This is a genomic window from Mucilaginibacter sp. (assembly GCF_028288225.1).
Taxonomy (GTDB): Bacteria; Bacteroidota; Bacteroidia; order Sphingobacteriales; family Sphingobacteriaceae; genus Mucilaginibacter.
The window spans coordinates 144,502-151,019 of record NZ_JAQBOC010000007.1 but is presented as its reverse complement, the minus strand read 5'-3'; the positions used below and the strand labels follow the sequence as shown (position 1 = coordinate 151,019).

The 6,518-nt window shown below is 43.8% G+C and carries 6 protein-coding genes; all 6 read right to left on the bottom strand.

Annotation, left to right across the window (positions count from 1 at the left end; all coding sequences use genetic code 11):
* Positions 1 to 207 precede the first annotated feature (207 nt).
* The 6 genes from JWQ54_RS02450 to JWQ54_RS02425 are packed head-to-tail and all read right to left on the bottom strand — an operon-like array spanning position 208 to position 6,512.
* Positions 208 to 1,635 (bottom strand): N-acetylneuraminate synthase family protein, encoded by a 1,428-nt coding sequence (locus tag JWQ54_RS02450; protein WP_299579656.1) that lies wholly within the window; start codon positions 1,633 to 1,635, stop codon positions 208 to 210.
* A 27-nt stretch (positions 1,636 to 1,662) separates the two neighbouring features.
* Positions 1,663 to 2,475 (bottom strand): SDR family oxidoreductase, encoded by an 813-nt coding sequence (locus JWQ54_RS02445; RefSeq protein ID WP_299579654.1) that lies wholly within the window; start codon positions 2,473 to 2,475, stop codon positions 1,663 to 1,665.
* Positions 2,476 to 2,513: 38 nt separating this feature from the next.
* Positions 2,514 to 3,851 (bottom strand): aminotransferase class III-fold pyridoxal phosphate-dependent enzyme, encoded by a 1,338-nt coding sequence (locus JWQ54_RS02440; RefSeq protein ID WP_299579652.1) that lies wholly within the window; start codon positions 3,849 to 3,851, stop codon positions 2,514 to 2,516.
* A gap of 26 nt (positions 3,852 to 3,877) precedes the next feature.
* Positions 3,878 to 4,816 (bottom strand): transketolase C-terminal domain-containing protein, encoded by a 939-nt coding sequence (locus JWQ54_RS02435; protein WP_299579649.1) that lies wholly within the window; start codon positions 4,814 to 4,816, stop codon positions 3,878 to 3,880.
* 1 nt (position 4,817) lies between these two features.
* A complete protein-coding gene (locus JWQ54_RS02430; protein WP_299579646.1) occupies positions 4,818 to 5,681 on the bottom strand; it encodes a 1-deoxy-D-xylulose-5-phosphate synthase N-terminal domain-containing protein in 864 nt (287 codons plus the stop codon).
* A gap of 21 nt (positions 5,682 to 5,702) precedes the next feature.
* Positions 5,703 to 6,512 (bottom strand): glycosyltransferase family protein, encoded by an 810-nt coding sequence (locus JWQ54_RS02425; protein ID WP_299579643.1) that lies wholly within the window; start codon positions 6,510 to 6,512, stop codon positions 5,703 to 5,705.
* Between the last annotated feature and the right edge of the window lie 6 nt (positions 6,513 to 6,518).

Below are 6,518 nucleotides of genomic sequence, written 5' to 3'. Positions count from 1 at the left end.
TTCACCCTGCCTTTTATGTTAACGTTTTCCACAAAGTTTTTAGTTTTTAACACCCCCCAGACCCCCCATTTCCAACAATAACAATATTTAATAAAAACTATCTTTGGTAATACAAAGGAAAGGGTCTTATATGTCAGCGCAGGGCAACGCCCTGCGTAGCAAATGGTCCGAACGCATCTTGTTTAAACACCATCGCTATAATACAATTCACGCCAACGATTTATCCTTATACTCATCCCCGATATTTACCCTTAACCGCTTCAGCGGGCCCAATTCAGATTCATAAACCTTTTTAACGCCATCGCCCATTGCCGTTTCTACATCATGGATATCGCGTACCATGCGTTGAAAACCTTGCGGCTCAACAGACGCTGCATGATCTGATCCCCACATGGCACGGTCAAGCGTAAAATGGCGCTCAACAAATGTTGCACCTAATGATACTGCCGCAACCGTAGTAGCCAGTCCGGTTTCATGGCCTGAGTATCCAATTGGTAATCCCGGATATTTTTCACCAAGTGTATGGATCATTTTAAGATTTAACTCTTCGGGCCTGCAGGGATATGCTGATGTTGAATGTGCAATTAGCAAAGGATAATTTTCATCAAATGCATTTACCAGGTTAACAGCATCCTCAATTTCTTTATTGGTCGACATTCCTGTCGACAGCATTAATGGTTTGCCGGTTAACAGGATCCTGTTTATCAACGGAAAATCCGTTAATGAAGCCGACGCCAGCTTATACAAAGGCGTATCAAACCGTTCCATAAAATCTACCGCTTCAACATCCCAGGTAGATACAAACCAGTCTATCCCCTGCTTTTTACAATATTGATCAATGGTTGCATATTCTGCTATGCCAAATTCAGTTTTGCGTTTGTAATCGATGTAAGAAATTCTTCCCCAAGGCGTATCGCGCATAATATCCCATTGATCTTTGGGCACACAAATTTCAGGCGTTCTTTTTTGAAATTTAACAGCGCTGGCCTTAGCAGCAACGGCTTCGTCAATTAATTGCTTGGCAATCTCCAATGACCCATTATGGTTTATACCAATCTCAGCAATTATATAACAGGGCTCGCCTAAACCAATTTTTTTACCCGTATTTAAAGCAATAATGTGATTTGCTGCCGATGCAGTTTTTACTTTTTGATGCGATGCGATGATCAGTTCGGCAAATTCTCTGAAACAGCCTTGTCCGCCTTTAGCTTCACACACTATGCCGGCAATGTCTTTTATAAATGAGATAGCATCAGCCGGGCAAGCGGTTAAGCCTGCAAGTTTCATCACTTCCAGATCATTGGTGTCATCACCTATATAAGCCACTTCTTCAGGCTGCAGATTAAGCCGGTTTAAGATCTCTTTAAATACGACAGGCTTATCTTTAACACCAAGGTGAAGCTCTGTGATTTTTAATTTTTCGGCACGTTTAATTAATGATGGCGAGAGCTCTCCGGTAATAATACCGGTTGTTACCCCGGCAAAGTTACGCAGGCGTTCAACGCCCATACCGTCGCGAATATCGAACTTTTTAAATTCTTCCCCGGCTTCGCCATAATAAACACCGCCATCGGTTAATACACCGTCACAATCTGTAAGGAGCAGTTTGATGCGTGAAAGTTTTTCGTTTAACATATTCATCAATGTTTTAAGTTTAATATTTTAAATTGCTGTCCATCCGCCATCAACCACAAGGTTTGCGCCCGTCATATAGGCTGATGCCTCACTGGCCAAAAAAACCAATGCACCCTGGTAGTCGGCGGGACTGGCCATGCGTCCTAATAAAGTTTTAGCAGAATAATTTTGAATGAAAAATTCGTTTTGGGCATTCTCTACCCCGCCCGGCGAAAGCGTATTAACTCTTACGCCCTTATTACCCCAATAGGCGGCTAAAAACCTTGTAAAGTTTACAACAGCGCCCTTGGTAACCGGGTAGACCGGCGATTTATAAAAAGTTTGTTCACCGCATTCATTACGGTAAATGGATTGGTCCGGCCCTACTATTCCGTAGGTTGAGGCAATGTTGATGATGCTGCCACTCCCCCGTTCAGCCATTACGCTTCCAAAAACCTGCGATGCCAGGAAAACGCCCGTAATATTTACATCCAGTGATTTTTTAAACGCATCCAACGGATAGTTTTCAAAGGCAGAAAGCTCTTTTGCCATCCCGGGGTTTTCGAACATATCATTTATGGCAGCATTGTTTACCAATATGTCAATCGATCCGTAACGCGTTAAGATCTGGTCGCGGGCTATCTTTAATGATCTTTCGCTGGTAACATCAACCCTTAAGCCGCCATGCTGCTCACCAAGACTTTCAGCAAAATTTTCAGCACCGCCTTCATCCAGGTCTGCTACTACCACGTTAGCACCTGCGTTGGCCAGTGCTTCGCAATGTTTTTTGCCCAGCAGGCCCAATGCCCCGGTAACAATCGCAGTTTTATTTTCGAGTGAAAACAATTGGTCATTAGTCATTGGTCATTAGTGTCTTTGATCGTTATTATAAGTTTTGACTATACTGTTTTAGGTTTTATATTGTAATTGTCTATTTTGCGAAAAACGGCGTCAATTACATCCCCTTTTAAATATTGTTTGATGTTTCCGCTAAGTATTGCTGCCTTCATAATTGGCATTACATCGCGGTAAGCCGAAAGGGTATAAGCTATATCTTCATCGCTATGGTTGTAACACATGTTGTGAAAGCCGGCCCACAGCACACCCCGTTTTATCATTTCCTGCTGCATCAGGGTTTTAACTTCAAGTCCGTGGCCGGCTTCCGGGGTAAACGTTATCATTGAGCGGCAGTTGTAACCGATACACCGGGTGTAAAGATCCATCCCTGTTTCAATAGCTATTTTGTTGTAGCCGTCCTTCATCAACGCGCCTTTTTCATCCAGGTATTGAGGTACATTTTTATCGCGCAGCTCATTTATAGTAGCGATGCAAGCCGCCAGCGATAATGCCTCGCCGCCAAAAGTTGTATAACTAAACACTTCCAAATTAAAAAGCTCCATCACATCGGCCCTGCCGGTTAGCAGGGCTATAGGCATCCCGTTTGCACAGGCTTTTGAGTAAACAGCCAGGTCGGCCTTAACATCAAAATATTCCTGTGCTCCGCCTATTGCTATGCGGAAGCCTGTCCACATTTCATCAAAGATCAGCAGGGTACCGTTGGCTTTGCATACTTCAGCCAATTCTTTCAGAAAACCAGGTTTTGGCGCCTCAAAAATAAATGGTTCCAGTATCAGGGCAGCAACGGTTTCATCGAGGGCTGCTTTTATGGCATCAATATCGTTATACTGAAAAGTATAGGTCATGTTCTGGATAGGCTCGGGGACGCCGGCATTGCGGCTGGTGATCCCAATATACCAATCATGCCAACCATGATATCCGCAGCAAAACACTTTGTCGCGGCGCGTAAAAGCACGCGCCACCCGGATAGCCGCCGAGCAAACATCGGCCCCGGTTTTGGAGATCTTTACGGCTTCGGCATTGGGAATAACCTGTTGGATCAGTTCAGATAGCTCAACCTCAAGCGGGTGCATTAGCGAGAATGTGATCCCATCGCTTAATTGTTTTTTTATAGCTTCATCAACAGCAGGATAAGCATAGCCTAAAGATATCGGGCCAATAGCCGAGTTAAAATCAATGTATTCGTTACCGTCAGCATCCCAAACGTGCGAGCCTTGTCCTCTTTGGATATATTTAGGGGCAACGCCATTGGTAAATTGGCCGGGACCTTTTGCCAGTGTTTGGGTAACCGGTTTCTGAACTTTTAATGCGCGTTCATACAAACCGTTTGATTTGGTTATTTCCGGGTAATCGGGGTTAAATTTTATCGAATTTGGCATGATATTCTTATTTCTTTATTATTCAATTATTCAGCAAATTGAGGGACAGCAATCTCCGGCTGCTTGTAAAAGGTTTTGTATCCTAATATTTTTTCGGCTACCTGTTTACCTGTAAAACCCTCATATTCCAAAACATTAGGAAGTAATGACGGCTTAAACCATCTTTCATTTAAGGCAAATGGTAGGATATTGGCTGTAAGTCCGTGTTTAAGCAATACTTCAGCAACTATGCTGTATAAACCGCCGGTAAGGAAATGATCTTCCAGTGTTACGGTTAAGCTGCTGTTTCGGGTAACCTCCAGTATTACACGTTCATCTACCGGTTTAAGGCTGCGCAGGTTAACAAGGCCAACGGACAGCCCTTCATTTTTAAGCATTTCAACCGCTATAAGCGCCTGCTCAAACAGTAGTCCATAGGTTAAAATGGTCACATCGTCGCCGGTTGAAATTATTTCTGCATTTCCCCACTCAAAAGAAGTATGGACATAATCTGTTTTTCGGGTATTGATCCGTACGTACGAGGGACTAGGGTGGTCCCAGATCTGCGGTAGCATTTTTACCAGGTCGTCCTCATCTGCCGGGGCAAAAACGGTCATATTTGGGATGCCGCGCATCAGGGAAATATCTTCGAGCGCCTGGTGGGTAGGGCCGTTACCATCTGATAAAAAGCCGGGAATAAAGCTGCTTAGCTTAACCGGGAGATTGGGAATGCCTGTATCGGTACGGATAAATTCAAATGCCCGCATTGATAAAAACGAGGCCAGCGCATGTACCACAGGGATCCGGCCACGCAGGGCGAGGCCCGCTGCCGCGCTTATCATGGTTTGCTCAGTTATCCCGGTATCAATAAAACGGCCCCCCAATTTGGCGGGAATATTCCTTACCAATGCACGATTCTCTGCCGTCATCACAATAAAGCGGTCGTCTGATAAAGCTATCTCTGTTAATAATTCCTCGTAAGTCATATTACCTTACCACTAAAGTTTCTGATGTTAATTGTGTTAAGTGTTCGCCGTGCAGTTCCTTAAGCAGGCTATCCACTTCCATTGCATTAAAATTGCAAAACCACCTGTCGGCACGGCGTTCAATACTTGGCAACCCTTTACCGCGAATGGTGTCGGCAATTACTACATTAAGCTTGCCTGGTTGAAACGGATAAGCCGAAAATGCCTCATGCAGCGCATCGAAATCATGCCCGTTTATTCTTTTAACCGCGGCACCAAATGCGGTAAACTTATCATGTAACGGCTCAAGCGGGATCAGGTCTTCGGTGGCCATATTGGCCTGGAACTGGTTACGGTCAACCACGAAGATCAAATTGTCAAGCTTATAAGCATTCGCTACCAGCACAGCTTCCCAGCAGGTGCCTTCATTTAGCTCACCATCGCCCATAATACAAACCACTTTGTTTGTGCTGCCTTTTATTTTCAGATCCATTGCCACACCAATTGCTACAGAAGGCAAATGACCCAATGAACCGGAATGAAATTCGATGCCGGGAATTTTGGTATTAGGGTGCCAGTAAATATTATCTGTTACTGATAAATGATTTTTTAAACGATCTGGATCCAATAAGCCAAGCTCCGCAAATGTTCCGTACAAGGCCGGCACATCATGGCCTTTCGACAGGAACAGGTAATCGCGGTTGGGATCATCAAGGTTATTTTTATTGATGTTTAGGAATTCGGAATACAGGTAAACAATCAGGTCTGCCGCTGATAATGAAGCGCCCACAAAACATCCGCCATCTGTTGACATTTTTATAATATGCTCCCTCACTTTTAAAGCAGTGACCTCAAGCTGGTTAATTGGTATGGCTACACTTTGCATTAATATATTTTTAAACTCTTGTTAGCTAATGGTTAGTTTGGTTTGTCCCGGTGAAATTGTCGTTAGTTCACCCAGGTGATTACGGTACCAGTTTACACCGGCATATTGTGCATTAATGTTATAGAGCTCCGGCTTTTCGGCAAGCAGGTTTAAAATATCCCGGCAGGAAAAACGCGGATTTACGGGATATAATTCTTCATAAACCCGTTTTATAAATTGGTAATCGGCTTCATAATCAATAGTAAAACGGTGCGACATGGAGAGATCTTTACCCGTGTTCCAAAGCAAATTGCCCATGCTGAACTTTTCGGGATTTTCCCATATATAAGGTGTTGTGTGTTCAAGCTCCAAAGGCCTTTGGGCTTCCTTCCATGTTTTTTCAAGACACTCAATAGTCATTATTTCCACATCGTTCCCATCCGGAAATGTTGCCGGGTGCAAATTGCTCACGTAATCATATTTACCGGGATTGGTAAAATAAAGCTCAAGCACATCATCAATAATATTCGGATCAATGAGCGGACAATCTGATGGGATCTTAACTACGTGATCAGCATTAAAAAGTGTAGCTGCCCGATAATGGCGATCAAGTAAATTATTCAAACTCCCGCGGTAACAGGCCACGCCCATTTTTAAGGATTCACTTTCTATCACATCGTCCGCTGCTTCGCCGGATGCAGCAACTATTAACTGCACTTTATGACGGATCATTTTCAAACGCTCAACCATCCGGTATAAAAGGCTTTTACCTAAAATGGGTAGCATCACCTTTCCGGGCAGGCGGCTTGATGAAATCCTGGCTTGTATTACTATTACAGTTTTATCTGCCATTGTCAA